The following is a 17,851-nucleotide window of genomic DNA, read 5'->3' on the forward strand; positions in this document are numbered from 1 at the left end:
ATCTCGGGCGCGATCCAGCATCTCGCCGGCATGAAGGATTCGAAGACGATCGTCGCGATCAACAAGGACGAAGACGCCCCGATCTTCCAGGTCGCCGACTTCGGCCTCGTCGCCGATCTGTTTGCTGCCGTGCCGGATCTGACGGCCAAGATTTAGCGTCCGAAGGCTGGCGCACAGGGATCAGCGGTCGGCGAGGAATCGTTGACATACCAAGCGCACGGTATGTAAATATGTTCATCAGAGGTCGAGGGGTGAGGGCAAAATGAAGCTGGTTCGGTTCGACGGTGGTGCTGGCGCGCGCGCAGGCGTGATAGTCGGCGAAACTGTCGTCGATCTGGAGCCGCTTGGTTTCCTCGATCTCTTGTCGGTGGTGCGAGATGGCGTGGGGGCGCTGGCTCGCATCACCGACTTTGCCTCTACTGCCTCATCGCTGCCACTGGCATCGGTTCGGCTGCTCGCACCAATCGAGCGGCCCGGCAAATATCTCGCGATCGGCATGAATTACCGCAAGCATGTAGAAGAGGGCGCAAAGCTCGGGATCGCCGAGCCCAAGAAGCAGCTCTGGTTCAACAAGCAGACGACCTCGATCACCGGCCCCTACGACGGCATCGTGAAGCCCGAGGTGTCGGACCAGATCGATTATGAGGCCGAACTCGGCGTCGTGATCGGCAAGGCCGCGAAGCATGTCTCCGCCGCCGATGTGCCCGCGCATATCTTCGGCTATTTTGTCGCCAACGATGTCTCGACCCGCGACTGGCAATTCCATTCGCAGACGATGACGATGGGCAAATCCTTCGACACCCATGGCCCGATCGGTCCGTGGATCGTGACCGCCAACGAGATTGCCGATCCGCATGACCTGCCGATCCGCTGCTTCGTCAACGGCGAACAGCGCCAGTCATCGAACACCGGCATGATGCTCCACAATATCTACGAGCAGATTGAATATCTCTCGACCGCGTTCACGCTCGAGCCCGGCGACCTCATTGCAACCGGCACACCCGAAGGGGTGGGGATTGCGAAAGATCCCCCCGTTTTCCTGAAGGTCGGCGATGTCGTGCGCTGCGAGATCGACGGCGTGGGCGCGATCGAGAACCCGGTGATCGCCGAGCCGCGCTAGCTTTTCTTTCGGGGCCAGGTGGCTTCGACCATCCTGCGCCACCGCTCGATTGTCGGGCCCAGATAGGCATCGACATCGTCGAACAGTGTGCGGATTCCGAGGCCGGTGGTGAGCGCTGCGCTCATGCGCACAATCTCTTCGGCGTCGCTGGTCGACCACCCATTCTCCGATAGGATGCCGACCCACCGGCGATAGACGCCGAGGCGGTAGCGCGGCACGATCTCCCGAATGCCGCCCTTGAGCTCGGGATCCTTCGATGCGTTGATCGTGATGTCGAGCGACACCCAGAAGTCATCGTTGAAGAAATAGAGGCGGAAATCGTCGAGCATGAGATCGATCGGGTCCTCGCCCTTGGCGAGGCCCGCCTCGATGATCTCTTCGGTCTTGGCCGAGGCGCGCGCGAAGGCATATTCGACCGTTGCCAGCGTCAGGCCATGTTTGGTCTCGAAATGATGGAGGAGGGCGCCCTGGCTGACGCCCGCCTGCTCGGCGACGGCAGCGGTCCTGAGGCCCGAAAAACCGCGCGCCGCTATCACCTCGAACGTCGCATGCGCGACACGCTCGCGCATTTCCTCCGAGCGTTCGCCCTGCGAGCGCCGAGGGCGCTTCACGCCGCCGTGAGGAACGGGATCACCACCTCGACGAACCGGTCCTTCTTCTCGATCTGTGTCCAATGCCCGCATTCCCCAAACACATGCAGCTCCGAATGGGGAAGCAATGCCGAGAAACGATAGGCCACGTCAACGGGAACGATCACATCTTCGCGGCCATGGATGATGAGGGCAGGGGCATCGATCTTGCGAATATCCTCTTCGGGCGTCGCCAGCCGGTCGAGCTTCGCCTGCCGCGGTTCAGGGAAGAGGCGCGAGAAAGCTTCGTGCGAACCGGGGCGGATGCTCGCATTGTGGCGCGAGAGCACGATCGCGTCGGTGACGAGGCCCGGATTATAGGCGAAGGTTTCCATAAGCTTGCGCATGTTGGCCTCCGACGGCTCATAGCCCCAGACGTCGAGCAGGCCTTTCGACATCTCGAACTTGAGGCCCGCCGCGCCCATCAGCGCGAAGCGGCGGACACGCCCGGGGTGGCGGGCGGCAACGGCGAGGCTCAGCGCGCCGCCATAGCTGTTGCCGATGAAGCTCGCCTGATCGATGCCAAGCGCGTCGAGGAAGCCGATAATATGATCGACCCAGAAATCGAGCGTGAAGTCGGTCACATCCTCGGGCACTTCGGTGTAGCCGAAGCCGACCATGTCGGGCGCGAGGACATGGAAATGCTCGGAGAGCGCCGGGATGACGCCGTTCCAGTTGGCGAAGGCGGTGACGCCCGGACCCGACCCGTGGATGAGGACGAGCGCGGGAAGCGACGGATCCCCGGCCTCGATATAATTGGTGCGAATGCCGTTCGCGACGATCGACTGGCCGATTTCGGGGTTGGTCATGCTGTTCCTTGTCTCTCGGTTGTAGCGTTTCGCTCTAGAGCATCGTGGTGCCGCCATTGACGCTGACGACCTGGCCGGTCACGAAACCGGCCTCGTCGCGCGCCAGATAGGCGACCATGCTGGCGACTTCTTCCTCGGTGCCGGCGCGGCCCATCGGGATCACGCTCACCACCTTGGCGATGAGATCGGGATTGCTCTTCTCGATCTCGCGATATTGCGGGGTCACCACCGCGCAGGGCGCGACGGTGTTGACGGTGATGCCGTCCTTCGCGAACTCGCGGGCGAGCCCCGTGGTCATGCCGTGCATGCCGCCCTTGGCCGCATTGTAGCCGGCATGATCGAAGAGGCCGTTGCGGACGCTGTCGGCGCCGATGTTGATCACGCGGCCCCAGCCGGCCGCCTTCATATGCGGCAGCGCGTGCCAACTGCACCAGATCGCGGTCCAGAGATTGCGGTCGATCGTCGCGCGGAGCGTCTCGGGCGTGTGCTCGAGAAAGGGGCGGAGAATGCCGCCGCCGGCATTGTTCACGAGGATTGCGGGCGCGCCCAGCGTCTCCACGGTTTTGGCGATGAGCAGCTCTGCCGTCTTTTCGTCCGCAAGATCTCCCCAGAAGGCGGCGCCTGTCTCGCTCGCAGCTTCGCGCGCGGCGCTCTCGTCGAGATCGGCGAACATCACGCGCGCGCCGTCGGCTTCGAGGCGCCGCGCAATCGCAAGCCCGATGCCGCGTCCGGCGCCGGTGACGATCGCGACCCGGCCATCATGATGGGTCTCACGCATGGGCAAGGATCGCGCCGCCCTTGCCGAAGCGCGGGTCCGGAATGCTGCCCCAGGTATCGAGCACCTCGGGTTTCGCCTCGAGTTCGCGTGGCGGCCGCGCACCCTCTTCTGCAAACTCCTCCATGCCGAAGCTATATTCGGTGGTCATGCCATCAGGGTCGAGGAAATAGAGGAAGATACTCCCCGACGGCTCGTGGCGCCCGGGACCGAAGACGATCGGCACCTCGGCTTTCTTCATCCGGTTGATCGCACGCCCGACGTCGTCGATGTCCGAGACCATGAAATTGACGTGGTTATAGCCGTCCGACGGTCCGGTCAGGATCGCGAAGCTGTGGTGATATTTGTTGGGGAAGGCGCGCAGGAAGGCGATCTTTCCAGGGACATGGTCCGAAATCAGGAAGTTGAGCTTGCCGACAAGCGAGCCTTCCACCGCGCTGAAATCGGCGACATTGAGCACGACATGGCCGAGGCGGGCGATGGCGGTGTGACCGGCCTCGAAATCATTCTGCAGCTCGGGGTCGACGTGAAACTCGAAATGCAGCCCGCAGCCCGGCTCGCGGAAGCGCAGCGCCGCCCCGACCTTGAGCTCGCCCGCTTCCTCGGCGGTCAGCCATTCGGGCGCAAAGCCCTCGTCGTCGAGGTAAGTGAAGGCGCGGTCGAGATCGGCCTGGCTTTCCAGCTCGAACGCCGCGCGCGCGAGGCCGGGCGTGTCGCCTTCGCGCAGCACGAGGTTCTGCGGCAGCTCGCTACAGCGAAGATAGGCGGTGTCGCCGGTGCGCCGGTCGACGGTGAGGCCGACGAGATCGCGGTAGAAGCCTAGCGACTGCTCGAGGTCGGATACGTCGAGCGCCACATAGGACAGGCGCCGGTAGCGGAAGGGTGCAGTCATATCGTCATCCTACAGCAAGATGCTGATGCGGGCGTGCGGGCGCAGTGCGTCCATATCGAGCACGCACTTCTTTTCGGCGATCCGAAGCGCGCCTTCGATCTCGACAAGCCGGTAGGCGTAATGGCCGACGAAGATGTCGGTGTTTCCGTCCTTCGAACGCCAGACCGCGAAGGAGGCGGTCGCCTCGATCGTGCCGCCCTGTTCGACAGCCCTGACGTTGCTGACGAGGTGGCGGGTCTTCGAGCGCGGAAATTCGCTGTGCGCGCCTTTCTTTTCGAGGCGCACGACGCGCTCATGGATGCGCGTCCGATCATCGAAAATGTAGAAGAGCGACTTGCTCGGGTCGGCGAAGTCGCCGTCGACATCGGTCGGCGGCACGAGGTAGCTGGCTTCGTCGGCGAAGAGCGCTTCCCACTCGAGCAATTGCCAGCGATCGAGAAGGTCGGCCTCGTGGAAGAGGAAGCTCTGCACGCGGTGCTGGAGCAGCATCGCGTCGATGTCCGCCTCGCGGGTCATGCGCCATGCTCCTGGATGCGCCGGTCCCATTCGTTCCAGAAACAGCGCATCTGGAGCTCGTCGTCATAGGCCGAACCGCCTTCGCGCAGCATGCCGCGCGAGATATCATTATATTGCGCCTCACGCGCCGCCTGATAGCCGACCTGGCATTTCTCGATCGCCTCGACATCGTCGGGGGTCGCAAAGCCGCCGGGCCCGAGGAATTCGGTGAAGTTGAACAGGCGGAACTTGCGCAGCCACTCGGACTCCTCGGCCGGCGCCAGCGCCCAGGCATTAACTTCCATATAGTCGGGCGCGGTCGGCCAGAAGGTGCGGACGGTAATCGCCATCACGTCGTTAATGACGAGATTGGGAAAGATGATCATGTTGCGGCTCTGCTTTGCGATCCGCTCGGCGCGTTCTTGCCCGAGGCGCGTCGTCAGATCCTGCTGGATCGCCTCGATCTCGCTTTTGCCTTCTTCGCCCCACAGCGGAATCCAGTTGGCGATCGGCCGGCCCCAGGGCGCGAAATATTCGATGACCGCATGGCCATTGCCGAGATCGTGCCCGAAACCGGCAAGCCGCGTGTCGTGGGTCGAGCCGTTCGCATTCTTGAGATATTCGAGATAGGTCGAGTGGGTGCTCGCGGCATGATAGCCGTCGACGCTGTTCTCGGCGAGCAGCTTCCAGTTGCCGCGGATCGAATATTCCTGCGTGCCGCCGACGATCGTCATGCCCTTCGATGACTGCTCGGAAACGAGTTTCAAATAGTCGCCCGCGCCCGCGAGATAGGTCGCGAGATCCTCGCCGTCGGCGGCGAAGCTCACGAAGAAGAAGTCGCCGAAGCGGTCGAAGCGCGGGGCGTGGCTGAGCTGCTTGCCCGGATCGTCCTTATAGTCGGCGGGATAGCCGGCATGGCCTGGCACGACCATCAGTCGCCCGGTGTTGGCGAAGACCCAGCCATGATACATGCACTGGAACGCTGGCGCCGAGCCCTTGCGCTCGCGGCACACGACCGCCCCGCGGTGCGGGCAGGTGTTGATCAGCGCGTGATATTTGTCTTCCTTGTCGCGGGTGAAGAGCATCGGCCGTCCGGCGACCTTGCGTGTCACGAAGTCGCCGGGGTTTGGAAGCTCCGACGCATGGCCGAGATAGAGCCAGCATTTATCGAAAATGGCGCGGCATTCGCGCTCAAAAACCGCCGGATCAACAAAGGCCCGCCGCGGAACGCGATAGATTCCGCGCGTTTCATCGACGACCGGCCGCAGGCTCTGTTCCATTCCTCTTCCCTTTCGAGCTCTTGGGCTCTTTACAAACCGTGCACTTGGTATGTAACATGAGTCGCAATTAGTCAATCGGTGAACAAACGCCGCAAACGGGAAGAGGGACGATGCCGAGCCATCACGACATCGCCGCGCGGCTGCGCGAAGCCTATGCCGGGGGCGCCGTTCCGCCGCTGCGCGACGCGCTTGAGCCCACCGACGCCGAGGGCGCCTATTCCGTACAGACGATCAACACGCGTTTCTGGGAAGCAGAGGGGCGGCGGATCGTCGGCCGGAAGGCGGGGCTGACGGCGAAGGCCGTGCAGACCCAGCTCGGGGTCGATCAGCCGGACTTCGGCGTCCTCTTCGACGACATGCGGATCGCCGACGGCGGAGCGCTCGATCCGGCACGGACGCTGCAGCCCAAGGCCGAAGCGGAAATCGCCTTCGTGCTGGGCGCTGACCTTCCCGATGCCGGTACGACGGCCGAGCAGGTCGCTGCCGCCGTCGCGAGCGTCCACGCCGCGATCGAGATCGTCGACAGCCGCATCGCGGACTGGAAAATCACCTTTGCGGACACCGTCGCGGACAATGGCTCATCGGCGTTCTTCGTGCTTGCCGACGAAGGACTGCCGCTCGCCGGCCTCGACCTCGAGGGCGCGGCCATGGAGATGGACGTTGGCGGCACGACCGCCTCGACCGGGGTGGGCGCCGCAGCGCTCGGCAATCCCTTGAACGCCGCTGCTTGGCTTGCGCAGACATTGGCCGGGAGAGGCGAGCCGCTGAAGGCGGGCGATATTCTGCTCGCCGGCGCGCTCGGGCCAATGGTCGCGCTCACCCCTGGTGATCATGTCGAAGCGCGCATTGCCGGGATCGGCAACTGCAGTTTCACCTTCCGGGCCTGAGGCGATGGCGAAGACCAAGGTCGCCATCATCGGCTCGGGCAACATCGGGACCGACCTGATGATCAAGGTCATGCGCCTGTCCGCCGCTTTGGAGATGGGCGCCTTTGTCGGGATCGATCCCGAGAGCGATGGGCTGAAGCGCGCCGAGCGGTTGGGGGTGCCGATCACCGCCGGCGGGCTCGAAGGGCTGGTCGCGATGCCGGGTTTTGCGGATATCGAAATCGTCTTCGACGCTACCTCGGCGGGTGCGCACAAAAGGCACGGCGACGTGCTGATCGGCCATGGCAAGCGCGTCGTCGACCTGACCCCGGCGGCGATCGGGCCCTATGTCATTCCGCCGGTAAACGGCGACGCCAACCTCGACGCCGCGAACGTCAATATGGTGACATGCGGCGGGCAGGCCACGATCCCGATCGTCGCCGCCGTGAACCGCGTCGCGAAGGTGCATTATGGAGAGATCGTCGCCTCGATCGCCTCGAAAAGTGCCGGGCCGGGCACGCGTGCGAACATCGACGAGTTCACCGAGACGACCAGTCAGGCGATCGTCGATGTCGGCGGCGCCACGCGCGGCAAGGCGATCATCGTCCTCAATCCCGCCGAGCCGCCGCTGATCATGCGCGACACCGTCTATTGCCTTTGCGAGGACGGCGACCGTGCGGCGATCGCCGAGAGTATCGAGGCGATGGTGGCCGAGGTGCAGACCTATGTTCCGGGCTATCGGCTCAAACAGGCGGTGCAGTTCGAGAGTATCGGCAGCAATGCGCCGCTGCGTATCCCCGAAATGGGCGGCAGCTTTACCGGCCTCAAGGTCAGCGTCTTCCTCGAGGTCGAGGGCGCGGCGCATTACCTGCCTGCCTATGCGGGCAATCTCGACATCATGACCTCGGCGGCGCTCAAGACCGCCGAGAAGATCGCGGCGCGGATGCATGCAGGAGCAGCGGCATGAGCTTCGATCCCGCGACCACCAAGCTCTATATCCAGGACGTGACGCTGCGCGACGGCATGCACGCGATCCGCCATCAATATGGCCTCGACCATGTGCGGGCGATCGCGCGCGCACTCGACCGCGCGAAGGTCGACGCGATCGAGGTTGCGCATGGCGACGGCCTGCAAGGCTCGAGCTTCAACTACGGCTTCGGCGCGCACACCGACTGGGAGTGGATCGGCGCGGTCGCCGAAGTGCTCGAGCATAGCGTGCTCACCACCTTGCTGCTGCCCGGCATCGGCACCGTTCACGACCTGAAGCGCGCGTACGACCTCGGCGTCCGTTCTGTGCGCATCGCGACGCATTGCACTGAGGCCGACGTATCGAAGCAGCATATCGAGGCAGCCCGGAACCTCGGCATGGACGTGTCGGGGTTCCTGATGATGAGCCATATGTCCGAGCCCGACGCGCTGGCGAGCCAGGCGCTGCTCATGGAAAGCTATGGCGCGCACTGCGTCTATGTCACCGACAGCGGCGGCGCGATGACGATGGATCAATATGCCGCACGGCTCGCGGCCTATGACAGGGTGCTCAGGCCCGAGACGCAGCGCGGCGTCCACGCGCACCACAACCTCAGCCTCGGGGTCGCGAACAGCATCGTCGCGGTGCAGAATGGGGCGATCCGCGTCGATGCCAGCCTCGCGGGCATGGGGGCAGGCGCGGGCAACGCGCCGCTCGAAGTGTTCATCGGCGCTGCCGACGTCCACGGCTGGAACCATGGCTGCGATCTCTATGCGCTGATGGATGCCGCCGAGGATCTCGTCCGCCCCTTGCAGGACCGCCCGGTGCGCGTCGACCGCGAGACGCTCACGCTCGGCTATGCCGGGGTTTATTCCAGCTTCCTGCGCCACGCTGAAAAGGCGGCCGCCGACCACGGCCTCGATACGCGTGCGATCCTCGTCGAACTCGGCCGCCGCAAGATGGTTGGCGGGCAGGAAGACATGATCGTCGATGTCGCGCTCGACATGGTCCGGACCGGCAAATGACGGTTCCGGCAGGCCTCGACGAACAGGTCCGGCTCGCCGCGCGGGCGCTCGCGTCGGCGGGCCTCGTCCATGCCTTCGGCCACTGCAGCGCTCGCATCGGCGGCGACAGCTTCCTCGTCTGCGCACCGTTTCCGATGGGACGGATTGCCGATGAGGTGGGCACTGTCGTGTCGCTTGAAGGCCCGCTGCCCGAGGGCGTGCTCGGCGAAGTGCGCATCCACCGCGAAATCTATCGGCGTCGCCCTGACGTCGGCGGCATTTGCCGGATCATGCCGCCGGCGCTGATGGCACTCTCGGTGGCGGGCCTCGTTCCCGTCCCGCGTCATGGCATCGGTGCCTATTTCAAGGCGGTTCCGCTCTGGGACGACCCGCGCCTGCTCCGCGACGATGCGGCCGCGGCCGGCCTCGCCGAGATGCTCGGCGATGTGCCCGCGCTCGTCATGCGCGGGAACGGCGCGGTCGTTGCCGGCGAGACCCTGCCGCAAGCGGTGACGCTCGCCTGGTTCCTCGAGGATGCCGCGCGCGTCGAACAGTCTGTCCGCGCGATGGGGCTCGATGCCGGGGAAGCGCGGCTTTCGCCCGAAGAGATTGACGCGCGGCAAATCTGGTCGGGCGGCGTCGTAGAGCGAATGTGGCGGCACCTGACCGGAGAGGCGCTATGAGCTATTCTGCCGCCTATGCTGCCAGCGTCGCCGATCCGGCGGCCTTCTGGATGGAAGCGGCGAAGCTGGTCGACTGGGACCAGGCGCCGACGCGCGCGGGAGATGCGCAGGCCGACGGGATCTGGACCTGGTTTCCCGATGGCCGCCTCAACACCTGCTTCAACGCCGTCGACCGCCATGTCGCGGCCGGCCGCGGCGAGCGCACCGCGCTGATCCACGACAGCGCGATGACGGGCCGCGTGACCCGCTACAGCTATGCACAGCTACAGGACGAGGTCTCGCGCGTCGCAGGGATGATCCGGGCGCAAGGCGTCGCGCTCGGTGACCGCGTGATCATCTACATGCCGATGGTGCCCGAAGCGGTCTTCGCAATGCTCGCTTGCGCGCGCCTCGGCGCGGTCCATTCGGTTGTTTTCGGCGGTTTCGCATCGCACGAACTCGCCAAGCGCATCGATGACGCCGGGCCCCGGCTCGTCATCACCGCCTCCTGCGGTCTCGAGCCGGGGCGGATCGTCGCCTACAAGCCGCTGCTCGACGCGGCGATCGATCTTGCTACGCACAAGGTCCCGCGAACGATTGTCCTGCAGCGGCCCGAGCTCGAGGCGGCGCTGATCGATGGCCGCGATCTCGACTGGGGCGAGGCGCTCGCCCAGGCCCATCCCGTCGATTGCGTGACTGTGGCTTCGGACCACCCCCTATACATCCTGTATACGTCGGGGACGACGGGCATCGCCAAGGGCGTCGTCCACGACAATGGCGGACATGCGGTCGCGATGGCCTGGTCGGTCCCCAACATTTACGGCATTGGCCGCGACGAGACCTTTTGGGCGGGGTCCGATATCGGCTGGGCGGTCGGTCACAGCTATATCGTTTACGGCCCGTTGATCCACGGCTGCACGAGCGTCATGTATGAGGGCAAGCCCGTCGGGACCCCCGATGCCGGCGCTTTCTGGCGCGTCATCCGCGATCATGGTGTCGACGTCTTCTTCACCGCGCCGACCGCGATCCGCGCGGTGAAACGCGACGATCCCGAGGGGAGGCTGCTCGCCGAAAAGGGGTGCGGAAAGCTTCGCGCTCTCTACCTCGCGGGCGAGCGCGCCGATCCCGATACGCTCGCCTGGGCGGAGGCGATGCTCGGCGTACCCGTCATCGATCATTGGTGGCAAACCGAACTCGGCTGGCCCGCGCTCGGCACCTGCATCGGCCTTGGCGACACGCGCACACGGCACGGCAGCGCCGGGCGGCCAATTCCCGGCTACAGTTTCGCGATCCTCGATCAGAAAGACGCAGAACTTGCCGCCGGCGAAATCGGTGACATCGCGCTGCGCCTGCCGTTGCCGCCGGGCTGCTTCCCGACGCTCTGGCAGCGTCACGACCATTTCCGCGACGCCTATCTTAGTCAGCACCCCGGCTATTATACCACGGGCGATGCCGGGATGATCGACGCGGACGGCTTCGTCCATGTGATGAGCCGGATCGACGACATCATCAACGTTGCGGGGCACAGGCTGTCGACCGGTGCGATCGAGCAGATCGTCGCCGCGCATCCGGCGGTTGCAGAATGCGCCGTGATCGGCGCCCATGATGCGATCAAGGGGATGATCCCGATGGGCTTCATTGTCCTCAAGTCGGGTGTTCAGGCCACCGACGCAGATGTGTCGCGCGAGGTCGTGGTGCGCGTCCGCGACGAGCTTGGCCCCGTCGCGGCCTTCAAATCGGTGCATGTGGTGAAGGCGCTCCCGAAAACGCGGTCGGGCAAGACCTTGCGCGCGACGATCCGGTCGATCGCCAATGGGGAGACCGTGCCGGTTCCCGCGACGATCGAGGACCCGGCGGCTCTCGATCATATCTACAAGTCGGTATCTAAAACTTCCAACTTGGAAGTATCTTCTTGACGTTGGAAAAATAAACTGGTTTACATAGATTCGAAAATTAGCGCCGGCAGCGACAGACTGCGGCCAACTTGGGAGGGTTGATCATGAAGGCCTGTACGCTCAGAATCCTTATGTCCGGTGCCGCCTTGGTGGCCCCGATCCATGCCGCGATGGCGCAGGATGCCGCGGCGCCCGAAGCCCCGGCAGTGCAGGAAGAAACCTACCCCGGCGAAATCCTCGTGACCGCACAGCGGCGCGAAGAGCGCGTCCAGGATATTCCGGTCGCGATCACCGCTTTTGGCGGTCAGCAGGTCGAAAAGCTCGGAATCATGAGCCTTGAGAACCTCGCGCCGCGCGTCCCATCCTTCTACTTCGGCAGTTTCGGCGCGGCGCGCCCACAGCTTTACATCCGCGGTATCGGGACGCGCTCCTTCGATCCGGGTTCGGAAAGCTCGGTCGGCGTGTTCATCGACGATGTTTATGCCGGCCGCGCCTCGGGCTCGTTCGGCTCGCTTCGCGATATCGAGCGCATCGAAGTCCTGCGCGGCCCGCAGGGCACGCTTTACGGCCGCAACACGATCGCGGGTGCGATAAATGTGATTACCAAAGGCCCCACAGATCACTTCACGGGTGAGGCTGAAGCCGGCATCAGCAACCGCGACGGCTACAGCCTCTTTGGCGCCGTGGGCGGTCCGATCGCAGGCGACAAGCTGATGTTCCGCGTTGCCGGCTGGAAGGCCGAACGCGACGGCTATCAGACGAACCTCGCCAACGGGAACAAGTTCCAGGGCATCGACAATTGGGGTGGCCGTGCCCGCCTAAAGTTCGCGCCCAGCGATGTTTTCACGATCGATCTCACCGCCGAGCTCTCGCGCGACGGCGACAAGGCAGCCTTTGCCGGGTTCAACCGCGGCAGCGGACCGGCGCGTTCACTCGCCGGCGTTACCACGCCTGCTAATCCCTTCGCGGTCTTCCTTGGCCGGGCAGGGCGCACGCCGATCGTCTACACGGGCGGGAACGACGGTTATTGGTCCTTCGATCCTTACCTCGATCGCAAGACCGAAAGCTATATCGGGCGGGCGGAGTTTGACGCTGGTTTCGCGACGATCACCTCGATCAGCGCGTTCAAGAAGCTGCGCATTTCCGACGGTCGTGACCTCGAGGGTTCCTCGCTCGACGTGATCAACCAGCTGAGCAACGAGCGGTCCAAGCAGTTCACCCAGGAAATCCGTATCACGTCGGATCCGAACGGCGGGGCGTCATTCGATGGCGCGCTCGACTGGATCATCGGTGCCTTTTATTATCGCGATCGCAGCTCGCGGCGCGACGAGTTCCGTCTGGGTGTCGACAGCGTGGTTGCGGGGATTCCGCTGCCCAGTCCGCCGAACCCGGCGGGGACGCCTGGCGGTCCGCAGGTCAGCACCGCGATCTCGGATTATGAGATCGACAGCTATGCCATCTTTGGGCAGGCGACGATCCATCTCGGCGAGAAGTTCGAAGTGACGCTCGGCGGCCGTTACACCCGAGACGAAAAGCGCGCGGTACAGCAGGGCCTCAATACGCGTCCGGGCGTTCCGCTGATCGCGGTTCCCTTCGCGGTCGACAACAGTGCGACTTATGAGAGCTTCGATCCGCGCGTCGTCGCAACTTACAAGTTCAGCCCCGATGCGAGCGTTTATGCGAGCTTCTCGACCGGCTTCAAGAGCGGCGGCTTCCAATATGTGCCCTTCTCGGCGGCGCAGGCGAATGTCTTGTTCCAGCCCGAGGACATCAAGACCTATGAAGTCGGCTTCAAGTCCGAGTGGCTTGACCGCCGCCTGCGCTTCAACGTCGCCGCCTTCCACTATGACTACAAGGACCTGCAGGTCTCGCGCATCGTCGACCTCGGCGGCGGCGCGGCAGCAAGCCTGATCAGCAACGCCGCCTCGTCGAAGATCTATGGCGCCGATGTCGAACTCCTGCTGCGCCCGAGCGACAATATCGATGTCAGCGTGACCTATGGGTATCTCGACGCCAAATATGACGCTTACTTCACCAACGCGGCGGGCGTTCCGCCGACCGCGGCGACCGATTTCTCGGACCGGGCGCTGGTGCGCGCGCCGAAGCACAGCATCAACGTTGGCGGCGAATGGCGCATTCCAATCGGCGAAGACAGCGGTCTGACGCTGCGCGCCGATTATGCCCTGCTCGACAAATTCTATCATGAGCCGGGCGAAGCCGATCCGATCTACGGCGGTGCGGTGAGCCTGTCGAAGGAACCTTCTTATGGTCTGCTCGACCTGCGCGCGGCCTATGAGATCGGCAACTTCCGCGTCACCGCCTATGTCACCAACGTGACAAAGAAGGATTATCGCCGCACCGTGCTGGCGCTTGGCTCGACGCTCAGCGACTTTCCCGGTGAACCGCGGACATACGGCCTCAAGGTCGGTTACCGCTTCTGATCTCCTCCGGCCGTCCTGTCAGGGCTGGCAGACGGCGGACTCGGGGTCCGGGAGGTGTCGGCAACACGACATCTTCTGGACCCTTTTTTGCGTTATCAGGATACATAAAGGTAGCTTCTCCGGGTTGACCGCGTCGTTCGATCTAGTAAACATACTTACAAAATAGGTTGTCATGGGAGAGTGGCATGGCGTTCGAGCGTTTGACGCTGACGGTCGAAGACGGGCTCGCCCGTCTCGAATTCAACAATGCGGTACGGGGCAACCCGATCGACGAGACCTTTTGCTCTGAGACCTGCGAAGCGGCGACCCTGTTGTCGGTGGATCCCTCGGTGCGCTGCGTCCTCATCACCGCGCTCGGCGACGCCTTCGGCTATGGCGGCGACATCACCAACTTCGTGAACGATCTCGACTCGTTGCCGGCGAATATCAAACGCTGGACGACGTTGCTTCACAGCGGGATCGCGCGGCTCCAGCGGATGGATGCCCCGATCGTGGCTGCCGTACATGGCGTGTGTGCCGGCGGCATGTCGGCCTTCGTTGCCGGCGCCGACATTTTGATCGCGGCCGACGATGCGAAATTCGTCGCCGCCTATCCGGGCATCGGCTTCTCCTGCGATGCGGGATCGTCGATCATGTACGCCCGGCGCATGGGCGCCTCGCGCGCCCGCCGTTTCCTGCTGCTGAACGAAAGCCTCGGCGCCGAGGCCGCGCTGGCTTGCGGGCTGGTCGACGAGGTTCATTCGAAAGATGTGTTTCGCGCGCGCGGCGAGGAAGTGGCGAAGCAACTGGCCGCCGGTCCGACAAAGGCCTTTGGCGAGATCCGCCGGCTGATGCTGTCGGTGTTCGACCAGCCGCTCGAGACGCAGCTCGAACTCGAGGCACAGGCGCTCAGCCGGTCTTCGGGGACGCGCGATGCCGCAGGCGCTATCCGGGCGTTCACCGAACGCCGGCGCCCCGAATTCGAGGGGGTGTGACATGTGGCTTTTTCCCGAAATTCGCTGCCTCGGACAATATCCCGAATATTGGGCGCGGCGCGATCCAGGCCGCGCAGCGCTCCGGACCTCGGCCCGCACGATAGACTTCGCCGAGTTCGATCGCGCCTGCGCAAGGGTCGCCAACTATCTGTCCGACGGCATTGCCCGCCCGGGCGAGCTCGTCGGCTTCATGGGCAAGAACAGCTTCGATTTCTATTTCGCGCTCTTCGGATGTGCGCGCACGCGGGCCGGGCTGGTCATCTTCAACTGGCGCCTTGCGGCCGCCGAGCTCGCGGCGCAGATCGCGGACAGCGAAGTCCGCCATGCGATCGTCGAGCGTGAGCAGGCGGAATTGTGGGAGGCGGCCTGCGCCCATCTCACCACGCCGCCGCAGGTGATCTGGATCGACGAACAGGATACGCTCGAAAAGCTTGTCGCGACCTGTTCCGAGAAGCCCATAGCCAAGCGACCGCACCTCGAAGACACGGCGTTCCAACTCTACACTTCGGGTACGACGGGCAGTGCCAAGGGGGTGATGCTCTCGCACGGCGGCACCAACATGATGCGCCTCTCGGAGCATCTCGAGCCGACCTACAAATGGCAGGCGGGCGACAGTTTCGTCAACGGCCTGCCCAATTTCCATCTGCTGCACATCGGTATCATGCTGCAGTGCCTCTATAATGGTGTGGCGATCGACATCGTCCGGCAGTTCGACCCCGCCGCGATGCTCGCGACCATCGACCGCATGAAGCCGACGCTGCTGACGCTGACCCCGACGATGCTCCAGATGCTGCTCGACCATCCCGATGCGGCGAAGACCGATTTCTCGTCGATCCGTCTGACGCTCTACGCCGGCTCGCCGATCAGCCTCGGCCTCATCAAGCGCGCGATCGCGACCATGCCCGGTGAGTTCATGCAATTCTACGGATCAACCGAGGCGGGCGGGGCGACGTCGATCCTCCGGCCCGACGAGCATGATCTCGAGCATGAAGACAAGCTCAAGAGCTGCGGCCGCCCGCTGCCGCTGATCGAATTTCGCATCGTCGATGCCGAGGGCCGTGAAGTGCCCGACGGCGAACCGGGCGAACTTCTCATCCGCCAGCCGTCGATTACGACAGGCTACTGGCGCCAGCCCGAGCTGACCCAGCAAGCAATCGAAAATGGCTGGTATCGCTCGGGTGATATCGCGCGGCGCGACGAAGAGGGGCTCTATTATATCGTCGACCGCGCCAAGGACATGATCGTTTCGGGCGGCGAGAATATCTATTCGGCCGAGATCGAGAATGTGCTGTCGACGCACCCGGCCGTTGCCGGCGTCGCCGTCATCGGTGTGCCCGATGCGCGCTGGGGCGAGAGCGTGAAGGCGATCGTCATCGTGCGCGAAGGCCATGCAGCCGACGAAGATGTGCTGGTCGCCCACTGCCGCGGCCTGCTTGCCGGCTACAAGGTGCCCAAGAGCGTCGATTTTGTCGAAGTCTTCCCGCTGGTGCCGTCGGGCAAAGTCTCGAAGAAAGATCTGCGGGCGCCCTATTGGGGAGGGCAGCAACGGAGCGTCGCGTGAGCGGCGACTTGCTGCTGCTCGTCGAGCGGCGCGGTCATGTCGCGCTCCTGACGTTCAACCGGCCCGAAAAGCTCAATGCCCTGTCGGGAGCGCTTCGCCGCGCTTTTCTTGCGGCCTTGTCGTTGCTTGCGGCAGACGAGGATGTGCGCGTTGTCGTCCTGACCGGTGCCGGCCGTGCCTTCTCGGCCGGGCTCGATCTCGCCGAGATCGCGGCGTCGGGCGCAAGCGTCGAGGCGAATGTCGGCGCCGAGAATATGGTCGACGCGATCGCCGCCTTCCCGAAGCCGATCATCGGCGCGATCAACGGCATCGCCGTGACGGGCGGGTTCGAGATTGCGCTCGCGCTCGACATATTGCTTGTCGCCGAAGAAGCCTCGTTCATCGACAGCCATGTGCGCGTGGGCATCACGCCGGGCTGGGGGCTGTCGCAGCGCCTCGCACGGGCCGTAGGACTTTCGCGCGCCAACGAGCTGTCGCTCTCGGCGCGCCCACTGACCGCGCATGAAGCGGTGGCCTGGGGCCTCGCGAACCAGGTCTATCCGGCTGCCGATCTCGCGCCTGCCGCTCTGGCGCTCGCCGAACAGATTGCCGCGCATGAACCCAAGGGCGTCCGGGCCATGAAGGCGCTGATCCGCTCCGGGTTCGAGATCACGCTTGAGGCGGGCCTTCGCATGGAAGACGCAGCGGCGCGTGCCGCCAACCTCGATGTCGCGCCCGAGACCGTCGACGCGGGCTTCAGCCGCGCTCGCGCGCAGCAGGGCGAGGGCGGGTCAGGAAAATAGCCGGCCCCCGTCGACCACCGCGACCTGTCCGGTCGTGAAGCCCGCGCGCATGAAATAGAGATAGGCCTCGGCCACTTCTACGGGAAAACCCATGCGTGGCAGCGGCTGCGCTTTCGTCATCGCGTCCCGCGCATCTTCGGGAACCTTCGCCCACATTTCGGTCGCGATCAGCCCCGGCGTCACCGCATTCACCCGGACAGGGGCAAGGTCGACCGCGAGGCCGCGCGCCAGATGTTCGACCGCGCCGGCGATCGCGGTCGACATCGTCGAGCCCTTGGTCGGCCGGTGCGCGTAAAGCCCGGCGGTCAGCGTGATCGAGCCCTCGGGCGACAGCTTGGGTAGCGCGTGCTTGACCGCGAGCAGCGGTCCCCAGAAGCGCGCGCCCATGGCGCCTTGCGCAGCCGCCAGGTCGAAGTCGGGGCCGATCGCGAGCCCGCGCGGGAGCCGGTCGCCGGCGGTGTGCACGAGATGATCGATCTCGCCGCAGCCTTTGAAGAAAGCAGCGAGGCTCGTCTCGTCGGTCGTATCGACCGCGGCGCCGCTCGCCTGCGGTCCGAGCCGCGCGAGCGCATCCTCGATCTTCGCCGCGTTGGTCGAGCCGATATGGACCTTGGCGCCCGCGGCAAGGGCGGCCTCGGCGACGGCGAAGCCGATTCCCGAGCTTCCCCCGAGAATGACGATGTGACGGCCTTCGAGCAT

Annotated in this window: 17 protein-coding genes and 1 pseudogene; 11 read left to right on the forward strand and 7 right to left on the reverse strand. The window is 64.6% G+C overall.

The window, feature by feature from the left end:
• Both ACTIFP_RS16105 and ACTIFP_RS16110 read left to right on the forward strand, forming a co-directional pair.
• Positions 1 to 156 (forward strand): annotated as a pseudogene (locus tag ACTIFP_RS16105) (electron transfer flavoprotein subunit alpha/FixB family protein); the annotation flags it as partial.
• A gap of 106 nt (positions 157 to 262) precedes the next feature.
• On the forward strand, positions 263 to 1,120 hold the full coding sequence (locus tag ACTIFP_RS16110; RefSeq protein ID WP_439569710.1) for a fumarylacetoacetate hydrolase family protein: 858 nt from the start codon (positions 263 to 265) through the stop codon (positions 1,118 to 1,120).
• Here the strand turns inward: ACTIFP_RS16110 and ACTIFP_RS16115 are convergent.
• From ACTIFP_RS16115 to ACTIFP_RS16140, 6 genes are read right to left on the reverse strand one after another with little or no spacing between them, the layout of a single operon-like run.
• Positions 1,117 to 1,731, reverse strand: coding sequence for a TetR/AcrR family transcriptional regulator (locus ACTIFP_RS16115; protein WP_439569711.1), 615 nt, complete (start codon positions 1,729 to 1,731; stop codon positions 1,117 to 1,119). The two genes, ACTIFP_RS16110 and ACTIFP_RS16115, sit on opposite strands and share 4 nt — an antisense overlap.
• Complete coding sequence (locus ACTIFP_RS16120; RefSeq protein ID WP_439569712.1) at positions 1,728 to 2,558, reverse strand: alpha/beta fold hydrolase; 831 nt, start codon at positions 2,556 to 2,558, stop codon at positions 1,728 to 1,730. Before ACTIFP_RS16120 ends, ACTIFP_RS16115 begins: the two co-directional genes overlap by 4 nt.
• Positions 2,559 to 2,592: 34 nt before the next feature.
• Positions 2,593 to 3,336, reverse strand: coding sequence for an SDR family NAD(P)-dependent oxidoreductase (locus ACTIFP_RS16125; RefSeq protein WP_439569713.1), 744 nt, complete (start codon positions 3,334 to 3,336; stop codon positions 2,593 to 2,595).
• A complete protein-coding gene (locus tag ACTIFP_RS16130; protein WP_439569714.1) occupies positions 3,329 to 4,225 on the reverse strand; it encodes a VOC family protein in 897 nt (298 codons plus the stop codon). Before ACTIFP_RS16130 ends, ACTIFP_RS16125 begins: the two co-directional genes overlap by 8 nt.
• 9 nt (positions 4,226 to 4,234) lie before the next feature.
• The gene (locus ACTIFP_RS16135; RefSeq protein WP_439569715.1) at positions 4,235 to 4,741 is read right to left on the reverse strand and encodes an aromatic-ring-hydroxylating dioxygenase subunit beta; all 507 of its coding nucleotides are present in this window, start codon (positions 4,739 to 4,741) and stop codon (positions 4,235 to 4,237) included.
• The gene (locus ACTIFP_RS16140; protein WP_439569716.1) at positions 4,738 to 6,000 is read right to left on the reverse strand and encodes an aromatic ring-hydroxylating oxygenase subunit alpha; all 1,263 of its coding nucleotides are present in this window, start codon (positions 5,998 to 6,000) and stop codon (positions 4,738 to 4,740) included. Before ACTIFP_RS16140 ends, ACTIFP_RS16135 begins: the two co-directional genes overlap by 4 nt.
• Positions 6,001 to 6,110: 110 nt before the next feature.
• Between ACTIFP_RS16140 and ACTIFP_RS16145 the strand changes: the two genes are divergently transcribed.
• The 9 genes from ACTIFP_RS16145 to ACTIFP_RS16185 all read left to right on the forward strand — a co-directional run bounded on the left by ACTIFP_RS16145 (position 6,111) and on the right by ACTIFP_RS16185 (position 17,152).
• Entirely contained in the window at positions 6,111 to 6,887 is a 777-nt protein-coding gene (locus ACTIFP_RS16145; RefSeq protein ID WP_439569717.1) for a 2-keto-4-pentenoate hydratase, read from the forward strand.
• 4 nt (positions 6,888 to 6,891) lie between these two features.
• A complete protein-coding gene (locus ACTIFP_RS16150; protein WP_439569718.1) occupies positions 6,892 to 7,833 on the forward strand; it encodes an acetaldehyde dehydrogenase (acetylating) in 942 nt (313 codons plus the stop codon).
• Positions 7,830 to 8,858: a 4-hydroxy-2-oxovalerate aldolase gene (dmpG, locus tag ACTIFP_RS16155; RefSeq protein WP_439569719.1), complete on the forward strand. Its 1,029-nt coding sequence runs from the start codon at positions 7,830 to 7,832 to the stop codon at positions 8,856 to 8,858. Before ACTIFP_RS16150 ends, dmpG begins: the two co-directional genes overlap by 4 nt.
• Entirely contained in the window at positions 8,855 to 9,520 is a 666-nt protein-coding gene (locus ACTIFP_RS16160) for a class II aldolase/adducin family protein (protein ID WP_439569720.1), read from the forward strand. Before dmpG ends, ACTIFP_RS16160 begins: the two co-directional genes overlap by 4 nt.
• Positions 9,517 to 11,415, forward strand: coding sequence for an AMP-binding protein (locus ACTIFP_RS16165; protein WP_439569721.1), 1,899 nt, complete (start codon positions 9,517 to 9,519; stop codon positions 11,413 to 11,415). Before ACTIFP_RS16160 ends, ACTIFP_RS16165 begins: the two co-directional genes overlap by 4 nt.
• 128 nt (positions 11,416 to 11,543) lie before the next feature.
• A complete protein-coding gene (locus ACTIFP_RS16170) occupies positions 11,544 to 13,835 on the forward strand; it encodes a TonB-dependent receptor (RefSeq protein WP_439569722.1) in 2,292 nt (763 codons plus the stop codon).
• A gap of 185 nt (positions 13,836 to 14,020) precedes the next feature.
• The gene (locus ACTIFP_RS16175; RefSeq protein WP_439569723.1) at positions 14,021 to 14,809 is read left to right on the forward strand and encodes an enoyl-CoA hydratase/isomerase family protein; all 789 of its coding nucleotides are present in this window, start codon (positions 14,021 to 14,023) and stop codon (positions 14,807 to 14,809) included.
• 1 nt (position 14,810) lies between these two features.
• Complete coding sequence (locus ACTIFP_RS16180; RefSeq protein WP_439569724.1) at positions 14,811 to 16,370, forward strand: AMP-binding protein; 1,560 nt, start codon at positions 14,811 to 14,813, stop codon at positions 16,368 to 16,370.
• Complete coding sequence (locus ACTIFP_RS16185; RefSeq protein ID WP_439569725.1) at positions 16,367 to 17,152, forward strand: enoyl-CoA hydratase; 786 nt, start codon at positions 16,367 to 16,369, stop codon at positions 17,150 to 17,152. Before ACTIFP_RS16180 ends, ACTIFP_RS16185 begins: the two co-directional genes overlap by 4 nt.
• Here ACTIFP_RS16185 and ACTIFP_RS16190 read toward each other — a convergent pair.
• Positions 17,141 to 17,851, reverse strand: a complete 711-nt coding sequence (locus tag ACTIFP_RS16190) for an SDR family oxidoreductase (protein WP_439569726.1) — start codon at positions 17,849 to 17,851, stop codon at positions 17,141 to 17,143. The two genes, ACTIFP_RS16185 and ACTIFP_RS16190, sit on opposite strands and share 12 nt — an antisense overlap.

Origin of the sequence: Sphingopyxis sp., from assembly GCF_051861155.1 — a bacterium.
GTDB lineage: Bacteria > Pseudomonadota > Alphaproteobacteria > Sphingomonadales > Sphingomonadaceae > Sphingopyxis.

Bases quoted from the DNA above. Each gene is read 5' to 3' on its own strand.
- ACTIFP_RS16165 (WP_439569721.1), top strand. From the start codon at position 9,517: ATGAGCTATTCTGCCGCCTATGCTGCCAGCGTCGCCGATCCGGCGGCC.
- ACTIFP_RS16145 (WP_439569717.1), top strand. From the start codon at position 6,111: ATGCCGAGCCATCACGACATCGCCGCGCGGCTGCGCGAAGCCTATGCC.
- ACTIFP_RS16150 (WP_439569718.1), top strand. From the start codon at position 6,892: ATGGCGAAGACCAAGGTCGCCATCATCGGCTCGGGCAACATCGGGACC.
- ACTIFP_RS16160 (WP_439569720.1), top strand. From the start codon at position 8,855: ATGACGGTTCCGGCAGGCCTCGACGAACAGGTCCGGCTCGCCGCGCGG.
- ACTIFP_RS16175 (WP_439569723.1), top strand. From the start codon at position 14,021: ATGGCGTTCGAGCGTTTGACGCTGACGGTCGAAGACGGGCTCGCCCGT.
- ACTIFP_RS16190 (WP_439569726.1), bottom strand. From the start codon at position 17,851: ATGCTCGAAGGCCGTCACATCGTCATTCTCGGGGGAAGCTCGGGAATC.
- ACTIFP_RS16125 (WP_439569713.1), bottom strand. From the start codon at position 3,336: ATGCGTGAGACCCATCATGATGGCCGGGTCGCGATCGTCACCGGCGCC.
- ACTIFP_RS16135 (WP_439569715.1), bottom strand. From the start codon at position 4,741: ATGACCCGCGAGGCGGACATCGACGCGATGCTGCTCCAGCACCGCGTG.
- ACTIFP_RS16120 (WP_439569712.1), bottom strand. From the start codon at position 2,558: ATGACCAACCCCGAAATCGGCCAGTCGATCGTCGCGAACGGCATTCGC.
- ACTIFP_RS16180 (WP_439569724.1), top strand. From the start codon at position 14,811: ATGTGGCTTTTTCCCGAAATTCGCTGCCTCGGACAATATCCCGAATAT.
- dmpG (WP_439569719.1), top strand. From the start codon at position 7,830: ATGAGCTTCGATCCCGCGACCACCAAGCTCTATATCCAGGACGTGACG.
- ACTIFP_RS16130 (WP_439569714.1), bottom strand. From the start codon at position 4,225: ATGACTGCACCCTTCCGCTACCGGCGCCTGTCCTATGTGGCGCTCGAC.
- ACTIFP_RS16140 (WP_439569716.1), bottom strand. From the start codon at position 6,000: ATGGAACAGAGCCTGCGGCCGGTCGTCGATGAAACGCGCGGAATCTAT.
- ACTIFP_RS16110 (WP_439569710.1), top strand. From the start codon at position 263: ATGAAGCTGGTTCGGTTCGACGGTGGTGCTGGCGCGCGCGCAGGCGTG.